The sequence below is a fragment of the Psychrobacillus antarcticus genome (assembly GCF_029533155.1).
GTDB classification, from domain to species: Bacteria; Bacillota; Bacilli; order Bacillales_A; family Planococcaceae; genus Psychrobacillus; species Psychrobacillus antarcticus.
Map to the genome: position 1 here is coordinate 72016 of NZ_JAIZDB010000020.1, position 20276 is coordinate 92291.

16 protein-coding genes, 1 pseudogene and 1 riboswitch are annotated in these 20276 nt (G+C 36.5%); of the genes and pseudogenes, 8 read left to right on the forward strand and 9 right to left on the reverse strand.

Features of this window, described 5'->3' with window-relative positions; translation table 11 throughout:
• Positions 1-137: 137 nt before the first annotated feature.
• On the reverse strand, positions 138-650 hold the full coding sequence (locus LDK52_RS12510; RefSeq protein ID WP_277586287.1) for a GNAT family N-acetyltransferase: 513 nt from the start codon (positions 648-650) through the stop codon (positions 138-140).
• Complete coding sequence (locus LDK52_RS12515) at positions 628-1653, reverse strand: glutathione S-transferase family protein (RefSeq protein WP_277586288.1); 1026 nt, start codon at positions 1651-1653, stop codon at positions 628-630. The genes LDK52_RS12510 and LDK52_RS12515 overlap by 23 nt, the downstream gene beginning before the upstream one ends.
• Before the next feature lie 835 nt (positions 1654-2488).
• On the opposite strand from LDK52_RS12515, the gene LDK52_RS12520 reads away from it, so the two are divergent.
• From LDK52_RS12520 to LDK52_RS12540, 5 genes are all read left to right on the forward strand, one after another.
• Complete coding sequence (locus LDK52_RS12520; protein WP_320415367.1) at positions 2489-2743, forward strand: phospholipase; 255 nt, start codon at positions 2489-2491, stop codon at positions 2741-2743.
• A gap of 123 nt (positions 2744-2866) precedes the next feature.
• Positions 2867-3610, forward strand: a complete 744-nt coding sequence (locus tag LDK52_RS12525; RefSeq protein ID WP_277586290.1) for a GTP pyrophosphokinase — start codon at positions 2867-2869, stop codon at positions 3608-3610.
• A 165-nt stretch (positions 3611-3775) separates the two neighbouring features.
• The gene (locus tag LDK52_RS12530) at positions 3776-5584 is read left to right on the forward strand and encodes a sulfatase family protein (RefSeq protein WP_277586291.1); all 1809 of its coding nucleotides are present in this window, start codon (positions 3776-3778) and stop codon (positions 5582-5584) included.
• A gap of 151 nt (positions 5585-5735) precedes the next feature.
• Positions 5736-7013, forward strand: a complete 1278-nt coding sequence (locus tag LDK52_RS12535; protein ID WP_277586292.1) for a phytoene desaturase family protein — start codon at positions 5736-5738, stop codon at positions 7011-7013.
• 4 nt (positions 7014-7017) lie between these two features.
• On the forward strand, positions 7018-7881 hold the full coding sequence (locus LDK52_RS12540; protein WP_277586293.1) for an RNA polymerase sigma-70 factor: 864 nt from the start codon (positions 7018-7020) through the stop codon (positions 7879-7881).
• 70 nt (positions 7882-7951) lie between these two features.
• Here the strand turns inward: LDK52_RS12540 and LDK52_RS12545 are convergent, their stop codons facing one another.
• Entirely contained in the window at positions 7952-8641 is a 690-nt protein-coding gene (locus LDK52_RS12545) for a hypothetical protein (RefSeq protein ID WP_277586294.1), read from the reverse strand.
• A gap of 168 nt (positions 8642-8809) precedes the next feature.
• On the opposite strand from LDK52_RS12545, the gene LDK52_RS12550 reads away from it, so the two are divergent.
• Entirely contained in the window at positions 8810-9304 is a 495-nt protein-coding gene (locus LDK52_RS12550) for a L,D-transpeptidase family protein (RefSeq protein ID WP_277586366.1), read from the forward strand.
• 77 nt (positions 9305-9381) lie between these two features.
• Here the strand turns inward: LDK52_RS12550 and LDK52_RS12555 are convergent, their stop codons facing one another.
• The 3 genes from LDK52_RS12555 to LDK52_RS12565 form a co-directional block, all read right to left on the reverse strand.
• A complete protein-coding gene (locus tag LDK52_RS12555) occupies positions 9382-11754 on the reverse strand; it encodes a polyprenyl synthetase family protein (RefSeq protein WP_277586295.1) in 2373 nt (790 codons plus the stop codon).
• A 216-nt stretch (positions 11755-11970) separates the two neighbouring features.
• Positions 11971-13041 carry an LLM class flavin-dependent oxidoreductase gene (locus LDK52_RS12560; protein ID WP_277586296.1) on the reverse strand — a complete coding sequence of 357 codons (1071 nt, stop codon included), beginning with the start codon at positions 13039-13041 and terminating at the stop codon, positions 11971-11973.
• Positions 13042-13347: 306 nt separating this feature from the next.
• Positions 13348-14535 carry a DHH family phosphoesterase gene (locus tag LDK52_RS12565; protein WP_277586297.1) on the reverse strand — a complete coding sequence of 396 codons (1188 nt, stop codon included), beginning with the start codon at positions 14533-14535 and terminating at the stop codon, positions 13348-13350.
• A 162-nt stretch (positions 14536-14697) separates the two neighbouring features.
• Positions 14698-14877: riboswitch (Lysine riboswitch) on the forward strand.
• Positions 14878-15173: 296 nt separating this feature from the next.
• On the opposite strand from LDK52_RS12565, the gene dapA reads away from it, so the two are divergent.
• Positions 15174-16061, forward strand: a complete 888-nt coding sequence (gene dapA, locus LDK52_RS12570; RefSeq protein WP_277586298.1) for a 4-hydroxy-tetrahydrodipicolinate synthase — start codon at positions 15174-15176, stop codon at positions 16059-16061.
• A 169-nt stretch (positions 16062-16230) separates the two neighbouring features.
• Here the strand turns inward: dapA and LDK52_RS12575 are convergent, their stop codons facing one another.
• The gene (locus LDK52_RS12575) at positions 16231-17928 is read right to left on the reverse strand and encodes a methyl-accepting chemotaxis protein (protein ID WP_277586299.1); all 1698 of its coding nucleotides are present in this window, start codon (positions 17926-17928) and stop codon (positions 16231-16233) included.
• Between the two features lie 384 nt (positions 17929-18312).
• Between LDK52_RS12575 and LDK52_RS12580 the strand changes: the two are divergent.
• A pseudogene (locus LDK52_RS12580) lies at positions 18313-18542 on the forward strand (ZinT/AdcA family metal-binding protein); the annotation flags it as partial.
• A gap of 132 nt (positions 18543-18674) precedes the next feature.
• Here the strand turns inward: LDK52_RS12580 and LDK52_RS12585 are convergent.
• Both LDK52_RS12585 and phoU read right to left on the reverse strand, forming a co-directional pair.
• Positions 18675-19187, reverse strand: a complete 513-nt coding sequence (locus LDK52_RS12585; protein WP_277586300.1) for a YehS family protein — start codon at positions 19185-19187, stop codon at positions 18675-18677.
• A gap of 207 nt (positions 19188-19394) precedes the next feature.
• Positions 19395-20054 carry a phosphate signaling complex protein PhoU gene (gene phoU, locus LDK52_RS12590; RefSeq protein WP_277586301.1) on the reverse strand — a complete coding sequence of 220 codons (660 nt, stop codon included), beginning with the start codon at positions 20052-20054 and terminating at the stop codon, positions 19395-19397.
• Positions 20055-20276: the final 222 nt, after the last annotated feature.

Below are 20276 nucleotides of genomic sequence, written 5' to 3' on the forward strand. Positions count from 1 at the left end.
GTTAAATATCAATAGATTCTAATGTTACGTGAGGTTAGCGTGTAACCGAATGAACGATTATATGCCCAAAACAAAAAAAGCTTGGATACTGTGTTATAAACAGGATCCAAGCTATTTAGAATTTGGTAACTTTCAAATTATATTTTGATACGAAAAGCTTTAACGATGATTCCATCATTTGCTGGTTCAAAATCAAATTGAGGTAATCGTTCGAAGCCAAGATGAGTGTAGAGAGTAATGGCATTTTCCATAAAATCTGCAGTATGAAGTCCCATCTCTGTGAAACCTTTCTCTTTTGTGCGCTTCATACATTCATTGATAAGTGCTGTTGCTACACCTTTTCCTCTCGCCTTTTGCGAAATAGCTAGCATACGTAGTTCTGGATAATCCTGTTCTCCATCTAATAAACCCTCATATACTTGCTTATCCGTGGCAAACAAGGCAACACTTCCTACAATTTCTCCATCAATTTCTGCTACGATTCGTTCAATACCTGGTTTTGAATCTGCATCCGACAAAATGGATTGTTTGAGTGCATTCCAATGCGCTTCCGATATTTTAGGAGCATGTTCCTCATATGCTTGTAATCTCATTTCACGAATAAATGCTAATTCTTCCTCTTTCGAATCACGTATGATCAAGTTTCGCATCCCCTTGCTTAATAAGAAATTTCTCTACCTTGCCACTCAAAGCTTCGCGATCATGTGCTAAGTTGAAAATGGCCGTATCTGGACCTTTTGGAAGTATGTTATTTGATCCTTTTTGATCGTTGCTCGCAATATGGTTCGATAAATGATAGTGCATTTTAATCGCATTAAAATCTGTTGTATTTCCGAAGCCTGGTGTTTGATATAAATCACGTAAGTAGCCCCATAGATTCGGGAAATCTACAATACGATTTCGATTTGTTTTAAAAGCCGAATAGTAGGCAACATCAAAGCGGACAAGTGTCGCATAAAAACGTACATCTGAATCTGTAATATAGTCCCCAAATAAGAAGCGTTGCGTAGAAAGATGTTTTTCTAATACATCCAATCGTGCAAATAAAACATCATATGCTTCTTCATATGCTTCCTGTGAACGAGCAAATCCGCATTTATATACACCATTATTTACTTCATGGAAAATAACATCGCTTAGTGCATCAATCTCATCGCGTAAATGCTCTGGATATAATTCTGGTGCATTTTCTTTGTGGAACGGTTTCCAAGCTGTCTCTAAATGATTTGTTAATCGTAAGTAATCATTGTTCACGGCTTTTTTCTCTGCCACATCGACAATGACAGGAACTGTTGGTCTGCCCTCATATGTTGCATCAGCTTGAAGATACACTTCACTTATATATTTAATACCTAAAACAGGATCTACTCCATTTTCATCCAATGAAAATTCCCAATCTACTCGATCAATGTTCGGACGCATTGGACTTGCAGTTCCTAAACTAATAACATCCTCTAACCCAAGTAAACTTCTCACAATGACAGAGCGATGCGCCCAGGGACAAACCGCAGCCCATAGAAGACGATATTTCCCTGCTTCTATCGGTAGCTCCCCTGATTCACTTCCAAAAGTTGTTGCAAAACGATTTGTTTGACGAATAAATTTACCCTTTTCATCCACTTCAGTCGGAACTTGTTTTTGTGTCTCTGACATATCTCATCATCCTTTTCTATTAATCATAGTTTTTCACTTGGTTTAGTTAAGTATATGGATTCATTATCTTGAAGTCAAGACAATAAATGAAATAAAAGGCATGAACTTAACAGTATCATTGTAAGATCTGGGCTCTTAAAAATTAGTCGTTTGAATACTTAATATAGTTTATATGCTTAAAATTTATTAAAGTTCCCACCCTATCACTAATGCCGCTAGCAAGAATGCCACTATACATGAAAGAGTATAGTTTATGTTTTGTAATTTACTAGACTGAGCTTTTTTCCACTGCATTGCAATCATCGTTATACATATTCAGCCATTGCCAAATAAGCATAGCTAATCCAAAAATGAATTTTTAACGATACATACGACGCGTAGTATAGTGTTCGATATGCTAGTATTACGACATTCAATAATGCCATTATTCCAGCAGCATTTAGTCGAAACAGTTGAAAAGATATTTAAATAGAAATTAGAAATAGAAAAAAGTCTAGCTTCTAACCTTCACTTCATCATGTGTAGACATGCCGTCTTGTGCTAATAATAGTAAATAGAGAAAGAGAGTTAAATGAAGTGAAATATGTTGTGAGAACTTCAAGAGACTTTCTAGATACGGTAGAAAATAAAAAAATCTTCATAGCATCCAAGCTATGAAGTTTGTTTTGGCTTTCAACATCTTTTCAGTGCTTTTTCCACGACTGATGGATATTATTTTATTGGGTTGGAAGTTTATACACTGTCAAAATTTCGGAATAGACTATAAGAAAGTAAACCAATTCTAAGGAGGTCTTTAAATTTGGCACGTAGAAGAAATGGGAAACCCCGTTTTTGCGTGTTTCCCGGATACAATTGGTGTGGACCAGGTTGTAGTGGACCTGGTGTCCCTATAAATGATGTAGATGCAGCTTGCAAAGCACATGACGAATGTTATAGAAGGAGAAAGAATAGGTGTGAATGTGATAGAGAATTTCTCCGACGGCTAGAGCCTAAAATCAATAATTACACCCAAAAAGGAAGAAATGCTGGCAAGCTATATAATTATATGAAATTACAGTCAGCATTCACTTGTAAAGATTCTAGATACTAAAAAATAAATCCGATAGTAGGTTAATACGGTTCATTTCGCTTTCGCTACCTATCGATATATTTGTTTAGCAATGATAAATTTGTTATCATTTTTACAGGTAGATATTTGAAGGAGCGCTTATAGATGAATCCAGAGCAAGTAGAACAGTTTCAGCAGTTGAAAAAGAAAATGACGCGAATGATGCTGTTGTATAAGTTTGCATTAAGTGAGCTTGAAACAAAAATTGAAATTCTTCGAGAAGAATTTTTAATGATCCATGACTATAATCCGATTGAACATACGAATTCCAGATTGAAATCCCCAGAGGGTATATTGAAAAAACTTAATCGGAAAGGTAAAAGTATTTCAGTAGACAGCATCCGAGAAAATGTGAAAGACATAGCAGGAATGCGAATCACTTGTTCTTTTATTTCTGATATTTATCGGGTATTTGACATGTTGGAAAAACAAAGTGATATAAAAATATTGGAAGTAAAAGATTATATTAAAAACCCTAAAAGTAATGGCTATAAGAGTTTACATGTTTTATTAGAAACTCCTGTATTTATGTCGGATGGCAAGGAAATTGTGACTGTTGAAGTACAAATTCGAACTATTGCAATGGATTTTTGGGCAAGCCTTGAACATAAGATTTTTTATAAATATGATCAGTTTGTACCGGAACAATTATTAATTGAGTTAAAAGAAGCTGCCGATTCCGCATTTGCATTAGACGAGAAAATGGAGCGTCTGCATAATGAGGTTAAAGTAATAAAAAGTGAAAATAAAATAACTGAAATAGATGAATTTACTAAGTTAATAAGCAATTCAAATCAACAAATAACGATACCCGCTGCTTTCCTGGAAATGTTGGAACAAGTGAAATAAATAATTATGGGTTGAAAATGAAAAAATTAATAAAAGCTGCAATGACTAATTGTCGTTGTAGCTTTTTACGTTAATTGAACATTTCACTAGACTAAATATCCATTTCACCTGCTTCATATTTCATAAGATAAAGAGATATACAAAATAAGTGGAGGAGTTATTAAATTGACCAACTCAAATGAAGTCTTTTCAAATTCTCATCGGCCACAAAAGCAACCAAACATTCTTTTTATGATTGTAGATGAAGAGAGATTTCCAACTGTTTATGAAACCGATGCGTTAAATGCATGGAGATTGAAAAATTTAAAAACACAGGAGCTTTTGCGGAATAACGGGATGACATTTTTAAATCATTATATTGGAAGTACCGCGTGTTCACCAAGTAGAGCTACGCTTTTTACCGGCCAGTACCCATCACTTCACGGAGTGACACAAACGACTGGTGTTGCAAAAGGTGCATTTGATCCTGATGTATTTTGGCTAGATCATAGTACAGTACCTACTTTAGGTGAATACTTTCGTACAGCCGGCTATCAAACCTATTGGAAAGGGAAATGGCATCTTTCTGATGAGGATATTTTTATCCCTGGTACACATAATGCGCTACCAAGCTATGACGCAAAAACTGGAATACCTAATCTTACCCAAGAGCAACTTTATGAAAATGCCAATAGGTTGAATAACTATGGCTTTGATGGGTGGATTGGTCCTGAACCCCACGGAAAAAACCCACGAAACTCTGGATCTTCTGCAGGTGTCGGAATAAGTGGAAGAGATGAAATTTACGCAAAGGAGGTCGTGGATTTAATTCAAACACTTGCAAAAAATACAAATGCAGCTGACGACCAACCGTGGCTCATTGTCTCCTCCTTTGTAAATCCACATGATATTACCCTTCTTGGTCTATATACTCGGTTCAATCCCACGTTTAATTTTGAGATTAATCCTACGCTTCCTTTCGTTCCACCTGCTCCTACGGCAAATGAAAACCTACTCACTAAACCATCCGTGCAGTTGAGTTATCGTGATGTTTATCAACAAGCGCTTCAGCCAACATTCGATTCACTCCTTTATCGACAACTTTACTATTCACTTCAAAAAAAGGTAGATGATGAGATGTATAAAGTATTTCAAGCTCTTCAATCATCCATTTTTTATGAGGATACAATTATCATTTTTACTGCAGATCATGGAAGTTTGGTTGGAGCTCACGGTGGTTTATTTCAAAAATGGCATAATGCTTATGAAGAATCCCTGCATGTTCCTTTAATTATTCATAGTCCAAAATTTTCTACCCCAAGAGAAACCAACATGATCACAAGCCATCTAGACATTGTCCCTACTCTGTTAGGTCTAGCTAATATTAATGCAGTAGATGCTCAAAACGAACTTAAAAAAAGTCATAGCGAGGTGCATCCATTGGTTGGACGAGATCTCTCCGAGTTGTTAAATGGAAATAACAAATTCTCTCGCGTCAACGAACCTATATATTTTATGACAGATGATGAAGTGACAAAAGGATTGAACCAGTTTACCGTTACGGGAAAACCATATGAATCAGTTATTCAACCAAATCATCTAGAAACCGTTATTTTGAAATTGCCTACTGGGAAAGAAAAAACGGATGAGATTTGGAAGCTTACTCGTTATTTTGATAATCCTCAGTTTTGGAGCAATCCCGGTAAAGAGGATGAAGTGTCCAATCAAAAGGACTCCACACCAGTTTCAGATATGAAGGAAGTTGCTATTTGTATAACTACCACTAAACAGTCCCCTGTCGACGATCAATATGAATTATATAATGTCACTAGGGATCCAACGGAAGAATGCAATCTTGCATTTCATCTAAATGAAACACCAGAATCAAAAGTGATACAGAAAATATTAGTAAGTATTCTTCAAGAACAATGTAAGCAAAAAAGATTAACTCCAACAAGTGGAGCTGTTCCAGGTATTCCTAGTTGTGAGAACTAGGTGCTCTCGTATAGGCTTTAATAACTCACATACAAGTTTAATCTGGCACTCCTTTACTGGCCAATATAAAAATTAGTTTAATGAAAACTGTCACAAATCATTCTCCTACTCCGTCTTGATTTATAAAAAAATCTAGGGAGGAATTCATGTTATGAAAAGTGAGTGGGATGTTGTAATAATCGGTGGTGGTTTGGCAGGTTATGTGGCAGCAAATTATTTAGCTAAAAGTGGTATGTCTATTTTACTAATTGAAAAAGACAAAAAAGTTGGTGGCAGAGCAAGAACCGATGCAATTGGTCAGGAGTTATTTAATCTAGGACCACACGCACTTTATACAAAAGGGAATGCAGTACCAATTCTTCAGGAATTAGGCATTGAACTAAATGGAAAATCACCTAAGCTTAGTGGTTTGTTAACAGATAATATGTTGGAATATACTGCTCCTTTTACCCCTGTGGGAGTATTGACAACACGTTTTTTGAACTGGAAAGAGCGTATCGAATGGTTGATGGTATTATGGAAAATTAAAAGCATGAAGATCGAAAACCTTTCTGACCAAACGTTTCAGCAATGGACTCAAAAGATGACCAGATCAAAAAATGTCCAAAACTTACTCCTTATTTTAGGTAGGCTTGCAACATACTGTCATGCTCCAGAGAAAGTAAGTGCTAGTGTAATAGTTTCTCATCTAAGGACGGTTATGAATGGTGTACTTTATATTGACAGAGGTTGGCAGACAATTATTGACCAACTTCACAACAAGGCGGTAATTTTCGGAATACAAATACAATCAGGCATGAAAATAAATAAAATTTATAAGATAGAAAACACCTTTAAAGTGACTCTATCTACTGAAAAAGAGCTAACGTGTAAATATGTACTCAGTACAATTAGTCCTCAAGAGCTTCTAAAAATAGTTGGTAATAATATTTCACAGACTCAGTTGGATTTCCTGAAGCAAATAATACCGGTTAAAGGAGCTGCTTTAGATGTTGCACTAACAAAGCTCCCTAAACCAAATCGACTATTTGCCATGGAAATAGGGGAACCCTTTTACTATTCCGTACATTCCACTGCTGCTATTCTCTCTGAAAATGAAAATAATATCGTACTACACGTGTTCAAATATCTTCATCCAGATGATAATATAGTTGGAAAAGAAATTCAAAATGAACTAGAACAATTTTTAGAAAAGATACAGCCCTGTTGGCAGAAACACAAAATTTCAAGTCGCTTTATGCCTACTATTACGGTGAACCAGCGATTACCTCAGATAGGGGATGAACAAAATTTACAGCGTTCTAAATTGGGGGTTCCGGGATTATACTTAGCTGGAGACTGGGTCTCATCTCACTCTATATTGTCAGAAGGAGCTATAAGTAGCGCGAAGCAAGCTGCAGAAGAAATTATAGAAAAAGAGCAGAGGTGATGTTGTGCAAATTAGTAATGAAATTTACCAACAATATAAACCGTTATTGTTTTCAATAGGTTATCGTATGCTCGGATCGATAGTTGAAACCGAGGATATTGTGCAAGAAACTTTTTTAAAAGTCTATCAAATTGAAGAAGACAAAATTGAAAATATAAAAGCCTATCTTTGTAAGATAATGACAAACCGCTGTATTGATAGCTTAAGATCCCCTAGACATAAACGAGAAGAATATGTTGGCCCATGGAATCCAGAACCCTTATTGCTTGAGGAATCACATGGTCTAAATCCATCCGAGGTTGTCCTACAAAATGAGGGATTGAGTATTGCTTACTTAAGAATGATGGAACATTTAGCACCAGATGAAAGAGCTGTTTTACTATTAAGAGAAGTTTTTGATTTCTCTTATTCGGAAATTGAGAATATCATAGAGAAGAAAGAGCAAAATTGCCGTAAAATATTTAGTCGAGCAAAGAAAAAAGTCGCTGGTATAGAAGCTGAAAGTCTCAACTACGCAGCTAACAAATTTATTGTTGACCGATTTATCCAAGCTTTCGAACGACAACATATGAATATATTGCTAGAGCTTTTATCCGAAAACGTTACCCTCTACTCAGATGGAGGAGGAAAAGTTAAAGCAGCTATACGACCTATCCATTCTTTGTCGAATGTGTTGGCATTTTTACTGGGTATTGCGAAGAAAACTTCTGCTGATTATTATTTTGAGATTAGAAATGTTAATGGTCAGCCTGCAATGCTAAATTATATGAATAATAAGTTACACAGTATCATTAGCTTTTACATTAAAAGTGACAAAATTGAAGAATTTTATATTATGATGAATCCTGATAAATTACCCACATCTTAAAATACAAAAGAGACTGTGCTAATTAATTAGCACAGTCTCTTCTTTTAAAGGATGATGTTTATAGGCAAGCTTATTCCCAAAGTCTCACAGCTACATTGGTATGTTCATAGCGTTTAATAATGATACATATTTTTTGATACCAGTCGTTACAAAGTGCATTTACTTCTGCGTATTCTTCCGAATCTATTTCAAAGGAGTGATCATCTGCAATAAATGGATATTCTAAAATAGGATTTATCAAATCATCCACTACTATTCTCAAACATAATGCTTCTATGGATTCAGCGTCATCATCATCTTCTTCATCTTCCTCGTCAAAATCTTCTTCCATTTCGGCTTGGTCCTGCAATAGTGTACTGCCTAACAAACCTTTCTTCGGATATAAATTTATAATCTCGCCTTCCTCTACTAACGCAACCTCTAGTACTTTAGAAAAGGAAATAGGATCTATATTAAAATCTTCTCCTAAGGAATCTCTTTGGAGTATATAAAGAAAGTTTCCTACATCGTCTATTAACATGATATTTAACAAATTGTTTGAGATTAGAGACTGTGTATGAGGAATTTCTGCAAGTTGTTCCTCTAATCTCCTTCTATTTTCAGCGTCTCTTCTATTTATAAAAAGTTTCCATTCTATGACTCCCCAAAAGAATAATCCCAATGAAATAATCAGATACAGTCCAATTGCGTTTTTACTTTCTAGTGAAAGTGATAATGCAAAATAGACAACGAATAATAGAAATATAAATAGTATTTTCAATCTCATTCCACCTTTAGAATCTGTTATAAGAGATTCTATTCGGGAAACTATGTTCTTATACTTACATGAATAGATTATCTACGAGCCCATAATAAAAATGCGTCATGATGAAGCATTTTTGAAAATTAGCATATGATGTACTATTTAATTAGAACGGAGATGTTTACACTGTTTCATACTGTTCAACAAGGAGAAACACTAAGTCAAATAGCTAGGGACTATCGTACACCACTATCCGAAATCATTAGCGCTAACCCATCCATAAATCCAAATATGCTTTATATTGGTCAATCCATTGTTATTCCAGGTTTTCCGGACCCAAATTCGCTTCCATATCAAATCGAGGTTTCCATAAACAATCGGCAGCTACGATTACGAAGATATGGTGTTTTAGAAAAAGAGTACCCTATAGCTGTAGGAAGAATATTATACAATACACCTGTAGGGGATTTTATCATTATAAACAAAGCACCTAATCCTGGTGGACCATTCGGCACAATGTGGATGAGTTTATCAAAAGAACATTATGGGATTCACGGTACAAACAATCCTATTTCCATCGGTAAAGCAGTATCACATGGTTGCATTCGTATGTTCAATAAAGATGTGGAGGAATTAGCTCGTATTGTCCCAATAGGAACTCCGGTTTCTATACGCCCTTAATTGTGAAAAGAGACTTCCCATCAAGTCATTTAAACATGACTTTGGTGGGTAGTCTCTTTTGAACGCGATAATCTAGCCTACTTATCTCGATTAATAATATAATCCAAAAAATGCTTTAAGAAAGTGGTATCCCGCGGTACGTCTTGTAATGATTCCATCGCAATGCAGTAATTTTCCCACATTTCTTTTTTTGCATCATCCACACCTAATATGGATACAAAAGTAGAGCTGTTATTTTCTGTATCCTTCCCAACCGTTTTTCCAAGTAAAGCAGTATCTCCTTCCACATCTAGAAGGTCATCCTTAATCTGAAAAGCAATGCCTGCATGGCGGGCAAATTTCTTTAATGCTTCTATTTCTAATTTACTAGTATTTGAAAGAATTGCTGGCATTAGAATAGATGCTTCAAATCCTAGTCCAGTTTTGTAAAAGCACATATTATTTAATTGTGCTAAAGTCAATTGTTTGCCTTTGGAATCTAAATCCATTGCTTGGCCTCTACACATATCCGCTGTCACTTGAGCTGAATATTGGATTAGTCTAAGCACAGCTTTAGAATCGAACTGCTCCAAAGTAGTTTGCTCCCAAATAGCTTTTTGAGTCAGGAAAAGGCCAGTTAACTCTGCAATTGAAATAGTATAAACCTCATGGAGGGTTGGACGACCTCTGCGAAGGGAAGCATTATCTTGGGATGGAAGATCGTCAAAAATCAGAGAGGCTGTATGCATATATTCCAATGATTTTAAAAGTGGTTCTAGTACAGATTTATTTAAGCCATATGCGTTTACTCCCATGAACCAAGTGACTATTGGTCTTAATCGCTTTCCATCTCCTTGAAGGCTGTAGTTTGCAGCATCTATAATCGAATCTGTCATCCCATTAGTTTTCTGGATAGTCAGGACTTCGTTAATCTGACTACGTATAGTTTTCGCAGTATTGATAAAATCTTCTTGACCCTGTCTGTCATTTTTCAAGCTTGTAATCATATGATCGCGCAGCAGCTTGTCGAAGAAATCTACATCATCTGCTTTACGTACCATCTGTTGAATTAGTTTATTGAATTTAGCATCTCCGGAAGCAAAAAGATCCATTACCTCTTTGTACTTTTCCATACCTGCCCGCTCCTTAAAGCGTTTTAGCCCATTTATAGCTCGATCTAAAATTACTTCACGCGTCATTTTATCGGAATGATAAACTTGATGAATTAAATTAGAGATTACTGTCCAATACATTTCAAATGGATTTATTAGATCCGACCGTTTATCGTGATACTTCAAGTAGTACGTATAGGGAGTTACTGCCCCCTCCTTCATATCATCAAACATATCTGCAAAATCATCTGCGAGTTGATTGTAAATGCCATAATAAAAGGTTCGGCTATCAAATCCCTCATCCTCAGGAGCACCAATTACGGAACGAACAATCAATCGGGAAGAAGCAGATTTTAAAATAACTGGTATATATAGCTCTTCGTTCGTATATTTTGCGTAAGTCAGATCTTTTTTACGATCCACCTCTTGTGAATGGAAAAATACATAGGATTGCTCAAAGAAATTAGTTCTTGTCTCCTTCTGCTGATGCGCCTTTATATATTCAAAGGCTTCTCGGAGTTCCGTATGAATATAACGGATCAACTCTGCATTATTTCCAATCCAATCTTCTAGTTCTGGGACAACTCCTTTAGTAAGTGTAGTACGTATTAGATTCGCATATTTTCTTTCTTCTTCGTCAGACAAAATTTTTGAATCTAGAAGATCGTCAATAAACGGATAGGTCAGTCCATAGGAATAACCGAGCCTAATCGCTTTCTCAAGCCTCTGCTTCCGCTCTTCTTTAGAAACCTCATCGTTCATCTCTTCAATCTCCTGCATGATTACCCCAGCAATGATTTTAATAAGTTTTCGCTGGGCATGTTCCGCATCCATTCCTGTTGGAATATTTGCGGATACGATCTTCAGCTTGTTGATCAGCCATATAAAGGTCGACTCCACCCCCTCCTTCTGAGCAAGGCGGTACAAGCCAGTCATGCTGATCATCTCTCCATCACTATTTTGATCAGAAGTTGTAGATGTAAGGTGAGTTTTCAAACTTTCCACTACATTCCGAATCCGATCCTCGGTGTCTGGAGAGTTCAATGCTTTTCCAAGATCTCGCATAAAAATATAGGAAATGCTTCGAGTCAAATAATTATCTAATTTCCCTGTATAGTTTAGCCCTCTTATATAATGGTGGTACCCGTTTGAACTCGTTTTATTATTTCCTCGTGAAAAAAAAGAAAATAGGGAGTGATGTCGAATATGATTTACCTTCCAAAGTTGTATATCTTCTGTAAGGATTTTCGCGTAAGTCTTTTGCTGGACCTGCGTATAAAGTGATTGAAAATAATGATTGGCCTTCTCTTCTGCCTGCTTGTAACAAGCATCGGTATTAATGATTAATTCTTCGTTCATATCATTACTCACCTTCACTTCTTATTTATAAATTCCACTCCAATTACTATTATAAGTATAACATTCAACGTAATGATGATTTACTTTAAACTACAGAATTACTCCTCTTTCTATTTCTATGAGCCAAACGGTTGGTTCATAATAGCAAAAATAAAAAAAGAGAACGAAAATCGTCCCCTTTTTTGTTCTCTTTATAAACTATTACGCTGAAATAAATTAATTACTTTCAACTTCACCTTCACCTTCAGATTCCCATCTATCTATTTCTGCCCGAACAATTGGTGCCACTTCTTTGCCAAGTAGTTCAATTGCTTTCATCACGTCTTCATGGGGCATTGATCCAACTGGTACATGCAGCATAAAGCGCGTGATACCTACGTTTTTACGAAGGAATATAATCTTATCAGCTACTGTCTTCACATCTCCAACGTATAAAGCACCTTCCAAGCTACGTGCAGCATCGAATGTAGAACGAGTATATGGACCCCATCCACGTTCTTTTCCTATAACGTTCATCGCTTGCTGTGTAGGCGGGAAAAATTTATCTACTGCAATATCCGTAGTTTCTGCCACAAACCCGTGAGAGTGTGATGCGACTGTCAGCTTCGATACGTCATGACCTGCTTGAGTAGCAGCTTTCTTATACAGCTGCACAAGTGGTTCGAACTGTAGTGGGCTTCCTCCGATAATCGCTAACACAAGTGGCAACCCTAGGAATCCAGCTCGCGCAACAGATTGCGGGGTTCCACCACTTGCAATCCAAACTGGCAGGGGGTTTTGTTCCGGACGCGGATAAACCCCACGATTCTGAATGGCAGCCCGGTGCTTACCATTCCATGTAACCATTTCAGATTCACGTATTTTTAAAAGTAAATCCAACTTCTCTTCGTATAATTCATCATAGTCCTTTAAATCATAGCCAAAAAGTGGGAAGGATTCGATAAATGAACCACGTCCAGCCATAATTTCAGCACGACCATTGGAAATAGCGTCTAATGTAGAGAATTCCTCAAATACTCGCACTGGGTCATCCGAAGAAAGTACCGTAACAGCACTAGTGAGTCGTATTTGCTTTGTCTGTGAAGCAGCTGCAGCTAGAAGTACTGCTGGTGCAGAAGCCGCATAATCCTTTCGGTGATGTTCACCTACTCCAAAGACATCTAAGCCTACCTTATCTGCTAATACAATTTCTTCCACAACCTCACGAATACGCTCAGCATGACTGATTACTTTGCCAGTTTTTACATCTGGAGTTGTTTCTACAAACGTAGTTATTCCAATTTCCATTTTATTTGCCCCCTTAAATTCTGCGGTTCATTGTTTTTATATTAGAACTTTTTTCGGCTTTAATCATACCTTATCGTTCTATTCATATTCAATTTTCCAGTTTCATTAGAAGGAGCATTATTCGGATAAATTTTCCACTTCACAAGTTAATGTGAGTTGAGAGCAAGTAAATCTCGATTGACAGCAAGTAATCAAAATTCTTCCGCCAGTACCACTTTATGAGAGCGAGTATTCGACAGTTGAACGCAAGTAAAGGACGAATAGGCAATAAATAACTGCGAAGAGTTTAAAATGAACGATTAATTATCAGGAATTCTCTCTTTTTTTCACTTCACTCATTAAGTAATCGACAAACAGATCGTCTCTTACTAAAGCAGCCGCATAGTTCCGCTTAAGGTAGCGCTCACCTTCATCAAAGCTAGTAAAGGTTTGTTCGATTGCAACTTTATCTTTTTCCAGAATCCAATCCTCCCCATTTTTAGAATATAGGATGAACGTATCGTTATTTCTATTTTTATAAAACGAACCAAATGATGATTGTTTCAAATTATATTGATTTCTTTTTGCATCTTCTGGTATTGATGACAGATGGAAAGTATCCAAAACAAATAATTTATAAGCTTCCTCTGTTAGAATACAGCCAGATGCTTTTTGGTGGCCTCCACCACCGAATTGTCCAGCAATTTCAGATACATCAATATGGTCATAAATCGTACGAAGCGAGATTCTTTTTCCACCCATGATTACTATTGCTATGTAGTCAAGATGAGGATATTCTTTACCTAGTTCATTGCCTAGCTCTGAATGGTACGTTTCTGCATATACGATACCAGCTAACTGCTCTCCTACTTTTGCCTGTACAATCTCTCTTTTCTTCCGTCGAATATACCGGTTGATCTTGTCTTCTTCCATATGCAATATTTTCTTTTCAAATTCATCAAAATTGAAATGGTCGTTTGCTTGAAGTCGCTCCAACATTTTTTCTTCAAATTCTTCTATCGAGATTAAATAGAACAGAGAGTTTAACGAATGGGCTCGTTGGTTCCCGTTCTTTTCCCATTCCCATGTGTCATACTGTCTGACTAACTCAACAAATTCTGTGATTGCAGCAGTGGGCTCTAACTGTTTATTTTTTATTAAATAGTCATACAACAACGAAGTAGCAGAAGTTAGTTTTCCATCATGATCTTCCACAGAAATATAGCCCCACTCATAATCATTAAAGTGTAGAGCAGATTTATGATGATCAATTAGTTGGACTTGTCCTTTTGCATTGTAAAAGTCATTTAGTCTTTTTTCATTATCCTCGTTTGGAGTCAAGTCAGTTACAAATAAAAACGTATTAGGCTCATCATTTTCTAAAAAATATTCAATCTCTCGATTAAGGGATGAAATCGAATTATAACGCACCTTCACCTGCTCTCCAAAAGCTAGCTTTGCTAATATGCCACATCCGACGCCATCTAAATCATTATGAGTCAATAATTTATACATTCTTTTCACCTCTAATATAGTATGGTTATTACGTGAGAAACTTATTAATAGATCTAGCCTTCAATAGCTTAATATTTATATTACAGGTAATCGGTTGCAATAGTATCAAAAAACATGTATTCTTTTGGTAATTAAATATTCTCTTATTTCAAATACATTTGAAGTAGGGATAGAGGCGCGAAAACCATCAGTACACATTCGGAGGATAATGAGATCCTAGGACGTTTGTGGAAAGGGGAATTTGCCGAAGTCGAAAGAATCTCATTTTTCTTGAAGCTGGTTCAGTTGTTGAATAAAAACTGGATTGTCATATAGGAGACTATATGGAGGGCTATCTTACGCACAGAAATATTACGTTATTTCTACTGCAGCAACGAGCCCTCGTTGTTGCTTTTTTGCGTCTACAACTTGACTAAATTTATTCAAGTTAAGCCTCCGGCGGATGTCACAGGTTTTGAAGGGAGTTAATCTATGGATGATAGCCTAAGTACGTCGCATCCATGCGACAAAGGCTACCTGACCTGCATCACGCAGGCCTAAGCGCAATTTAAAATCTGGACGCAATTACGCCAAGGCTAAATTGATAATTGCCCTTCTCCCTGAATTTTTAAAAATAAAACTATAGGATGTGGAGAGGTATGAATTTCGGACAAATATTAACTGCTATGGTGACTCCTTTTGATCATAATGAGGAGATAGATTTTCCAGCTACACGAAACTTAATAAATTTCTTAATTGCCAATGGAACAGAGGGCTTAGTTGTATCTGGTACAACCGGAGAGTCTCCAACGTTAACAGAAGAAGAAAAAGTTCAGTTATTTAAATTCACTGTGGAAGTTGTAAATGGCAGAGTTCCAGTAATTGCTGGCACTGGCTCCTATAACACAAAAGCGTCCATCGAATTAACAAAGCGTGCAGCTGATGCGGGTGTGGATGGTATTATGCTAGTTGTCCCTTATTATAATAAACCATCACAAGAAGGAATGTATCAACATTTTCAAACAATCGCGGCAGTTACTTCTTTACCAATTATCCTTTACAATATTCCTGGTCGTAGTGTCGTCAACATGTCAGTAGAGACAGTTATTCGACTATCGAAAATACCGAATATCGTAGCTATTAAAGAAGCTGGCGGCAATTTGGATACAATGTCTGAAATTATTAGCAATACACCTGAAGACTTTTCACTGTATAGTGGCGATGACGGTTTAACAATTCCAGTATTATCCATTGGTGGAACAGGTGTTATTTCAGTTGCTTCGCATATTATTGGTAATGAAATGCAAGCAATGATTAATAAGTTCAACAGTGGCAATGTAAAAGAGGCTGCTCAAGATCACCGCAGACTACTACCTGTCATGAAAGCATTATTTGCTGCACCAAATCCAACACCTGTAAAAACAGCATTAAATTTAAAAGGAGTTCCAGTAGGAGGCGTTCGATTACCTATGATTCCTTTGAATAATGAAGAGCTAAGTTCTTTACAAGAAGTATTATCTGCACAGCTAGAGACAGTATCATCTTAAAAAAGAGCAAATTTTATACCATTGTGCTTCGGGTTTTTTTTGTTCTATTTTTCAATACACAAAAAGGCATTTCTTGAAATCAATAATTTCAAGAAATGTCTTTTCAATTTTTCTTGCCTAGTGGATAAATCGCTTCCCTAATAAGTGATTAATTTCCCATTAAAGGTACCTACTCATGGGAACCAGTTGTTTTAAACTTCGCTACAGTTTCAGCAAGTTGGGTTGCAATCGTTGCTAAATACTGAGAGCTAGCTACGACTTCCTCCATTGAACCCACAGATTCCTCAGCTGAAGCAGCAGTTTCTTCCACCCCTGCTGCTGATTCCTCAGAAACGGAAGCAATTTCTTGCACAGATGCATTGATCTTTTGGCTGTTCAAGCTTACTTTTACTAGATTCTGAGAAATCTGCTCTACTTTTTCGGTCATTGCATGAATTCCATTTGTAATTTCTTGAAACTTTTCCCCAGTTCGTTGAATCTGTCCTGTTCCTTCTGTTACTTCTTTATACCCGTTTTCTAAAATAGTGACTACAGATTGAGATTCAGCTTGTATGGAAACGACAATATCGGTAATTTCTCCAACAGAATGCGATACTTGCTCTGCAAGCTTTCTGACCTCATCCGCTACAACGGCAAACCCTTTTCCTTGTTCTCCTGCTCTTGCTGCTTCAATGGCTGCATTTAAAGCCAATAAGTTCGTTTGATTTGCAATAGATTGAATAACCTCCACTAGTGTAGAGATTTCATTCGTTTTGTTATCTAAGCCCTTTACTTTTTCTACAGAGTCTTTCACAATTCCATCAATATCTTTCATTTTATTCACGGATCGCTCCATTAACTGCTGTCCTTCCTCCGCACCTAGCGTCACTTGATGTGAATCATCAACAATACCTCTACTCGATTCATCCGAATCTTGAATGGCCTGTGCAAAAACACCCATCATTTCAGAAATATCCGTTGCACTTGTTGCTTGAGTTTCCGCGCCATTAGCAAGCTCCTGCATTGTGATTGCTATTTGCTCACTGCCGACTTTAACTTGTTCCGCTGATTGAGACAATTCTTCCGATTGACTTGACAAGGCATCGGAAGCCAGGTGTATTTCAGAAATAACATTTTGCAAATCTCGTTGCATCTCATTTGTAGCATGGACCAATACTCCAATTTCATCTTTTCGCTTAGTGATTAATGGAGACTTGGTTAAATCACCAGATGCAATCACAACCAGACGTTCCGATACATTTCGTGTTGGATTTCCGATACTATTGCCCATGATAATGCCAATTACAACTGCTACAACCAAAGCAAACAATGCAATAAAAAAGACAATGATTCTATTCGTTTCAAAGGCTAACTTATTGGAATTATTCAGTTCCTCTGCACGGGATATATTTCCATCTTTCAATACTAGTAAACTTTCCTGAGAATCTGCGAATACTTCATCACTTGCTCTTATGCCAGCAAGTGCACCAGTGTAGTCACCTACATTAATCAAATCAATAATAGATTGATTTGTTGATTTAAATGCATTCCAGTCTGCTTCAAATTTTGTAATCGCCTTTCCCTCATTCTCATCTAATACTAGCTCCCTATATTTTTGGATGAGCACTGTCACTTTTTCCATATTCGATTTGACAGTTTGGGTCTTTTCTGGATTTTCGATTAATACCGCAGACAGAATTTGACCCCTCGTATTTTCCGTTAAACTTTCCAATTCTATGACAACCGTTAAAGGTATCACACGATTATGATACATTTCCTTTGAATTTTGGTTAACAGTGCCAAGTGCCAACAAAGATACACCCGCCACTACAAAAATGAATGCCGTAACTATCAAATATGTACTAATCAACTTTCCTTTTAGCTTCATCTCATAGACCACCTTTTTTACTTTTTTCTCTTTTTTTGATAAATTCCTTTCTAAAGATAGGATTTTCATCACATTCTTGTAATAAAAAAATGACAGACTATTTCCTTATACTTATGTATCGGATTTTTTTAGTGTCTGTGAAGATATCAAAAATCTATTTTTACACAATTTCAAAGGATTTTTTTACTCACCAAAAAGTACTTTAAGTCATTCCAAAATATATCACGGCAAAAGTTGGAGAAAGTTTATGGGGAAGAAGCAATTTCCGACTACATTATTTCAAATAGCATTGCCATTTGAAACTTCATTTGAATACCCAATACAATTTTTGTGGGAACTACTAGAGCGGATTTTAAATTCGTCGCTTGTTGAAATACGGATCCCGAACATAGCCATGCACAGATGAAAAAACAAAACAAATTTATCACGGTTTTTTTGAAGACAGCCAAGTGAGTGATCGTTCACTTTTGGATTGGGAAGGCGACTGGCAATCAGTGTTTCCATACCTTAAGGATGGTACACTTGACGAGGTATTTTCTTATAAAGCGGGACAGGAAGATGCCATGACATCTGAAGAGTATAAGGAGTATTATAATAAAGGGTATCAAAAGGAATACTTAATTGTTCTTTTTTATTAAACTTCTCATGTACTTTAATATAAAACACAGGAAAAAATGAGCTTGGAATTACTTCTCCCAGCTCATTTTTATACACAATCAACTATTACCTTTAACTAGCCTTTAACTTTAACCTCTATATTTTATCGCTAAGCCTTTTAAGAATTTGCGAGCAAAATTATCCCCGCATTCTTTATAATTACGATGTCCAGGCTTTCGCAAAATAGCGCCTAGTTCACCTTTAGAAACAACAATACCGCCATCATGCAGTACATCTAGCATATCCTCTGTTGTTAGTTGTAGTGCTACTTTTAGTTTCTTCAAGAGCATATTATTCACATGATCCTTCTGCTGTTCTACAGGCTCCGAATTGGCAGATTGATCCGGTTTCGGATCCTGTTTGCCTCTTTTATGCGTGATTAAGCCATTCAAAAATGATTCCAGCATTTTATTGTTACACTTCATATGATTTTCATCATCTACTACTTCTTCTCCATCAACATCTTCTTTTGATTTTGTAAGAATTTTGAGCACATCTTCTTTGGTAACTTCTACGCCACCAAGTTTAAAAATCTCTACCACATCTTTGTTTTTTATATCTAGGGCATATCTCAATCTGATTAATATATCATTATTTTCCATTTATAAACCTCCTGTTATGAACAATGAATTCAGTTCTTACTGTCGTTCGTATCTTCATTCTGCGAGCTGTCAGTGACAACACGCGGAAACTAATAACTAATCATTACTAGAATAGCACTTCCGCTATAATATGAGCTAGCATAAAAAAACTGGAAGAGAAAATCACTCTTTTCTCCTCCAGTTTTCGATTTCATTTCCTAAACAGTTTTATGAGTTGAAATCATATATTTGGCCTTTTATCAAAAATGCTGTACTTTCAGCGACATTCGTTATATGGTCTGCTGTTCTCTCCAGAAAACGATTAACAAATAATAACTGTACAAGCTGGTTTGTTTCTTCTGGATGTTCACTTAGATAAGTAGTAAGTTTTTTGTACGTTTCAGCACTATATTGATCGACATCGTCCTCTAAATTTCCAACTTCTTTAGCAAGTAAAATATTTTCTTCTAAAAAAGATTGTATTGCTTTTCGGAGCATTTCAATCGATATATTCTTCATCTTCTCAAGATCCGTAATATCCAATAAAGAAATTGTATTACCGATTTTGATCGTTGATTTTGCAATATTTACAGCAAAATCTCCAACCCTTTCAATTTCAGATGAAATTTTAAGTACACCAATAATCTCACGTAAGTCTCTGGAAACAGGTGCTTCTTTTGCCATAATCCATATGGAGAACTGATTAATCTCTATTTCAAGATTATCAATCGCTGTATCTCCCTCAATAACTTTTAAAGCTAACTCCACGTCTTGTGCCTTTAAAGCCGTAAAAGATCTTTCTAGAGCAACAACTGATAGTTCACCCATTTCAGTAATTTTACTCTTTAATTCCTGTAAATTATTTTCGAAGTTTGCACGAATACCCATTTGTAGCCTCCTTTTATCCCGCATTAACGCGCAGTAAGACTCCCACTTCATGGATTTGCTAAAACACAAAAAGCGGAGGTGGGAGATCAACTGCCGCTAAATGCCCGAATGGTTCGGGCCAACAGGATGTTGGTCACTCCGGCAATGTCGCACGATGCGGCGTTATTTGCCTGAGTTCCGCTTTGAATCAGTGGGGGAAGAATACCACCATTGATTGAAGTT